The sequence below is a fragment of the Ruminiclostridium papyrosolvens C7 genome, from assembly GCF_000421965.1.
GTDB classification, from domain to species: Bacteria; Bacillota; Clostridia; order Acetivibrionales; family DSM-1351; genus Ruminiclostridium; species Ruminiclostridium papyrosolvens_A.
The window spans coordinates 1-503 of record NZ_ATAY01000052.1; the positions used below are offsets into that span (position 1 = coordinate 1).

Consider the following 503-nt stretch of genomic DNA (forward strand, 5'->3'; position numbering starts at 1 on the left):
GGGCTATCGTGCAGGATCAGACTCCTTAACGCGCGTAGGAGACTATGGTGGAAAGACATCAAGAGAGGCTGTCCGAAGTAGATGAAGGTTCTACCTTGGACAGCCTCCCATTTTACTGGATATGAAAGCGTTATTTTAAGAAGTGGACTAGCGCATCGGGGAGCTCTTGCTGCCAAAATCCCCACAAATGTTTCCCGTCCTTCTCCAAATAGGTGACTCTGGCTCCGCGCTCTTCGAGCAAGGCTTTGGCTTTGCGATTTAACTCAACAAAATTATAGGTGCCTGTATCCGTTGTATAATGATCTTCCTGTAATCCCACGATCATAAAGAGCGACAAATAGGAGAGATCGGTCTCCTGAGCGAGGAGGTTAAGGGACGGTTCATAGTAGGCGCCGGACAAGCTAATGATTTTGGAAAACAGTTTTGGATTTTTCATAGCCAGGTGGAGGGAGACCGTTGCTCCTAAAGAGTCACCAGCCAGCACCCTTTCCTCGGGTTCACGG

1 protein-coding gene is annotated in these 503 nt (G+C 48.7%); it reads right to left on the minus strand.

What is annotated here, in order from left to right; all coding sequences use genetic code 11:
- Window positions 1-130: 130 nt before the first annotated feature.
- The coding region (locus L323_RS33120; protein ID WP_020815960.1) for an alpha/beta hydrolase at window positions 131-503 on the minus strand (373 nt) is incomplete at its 5' end.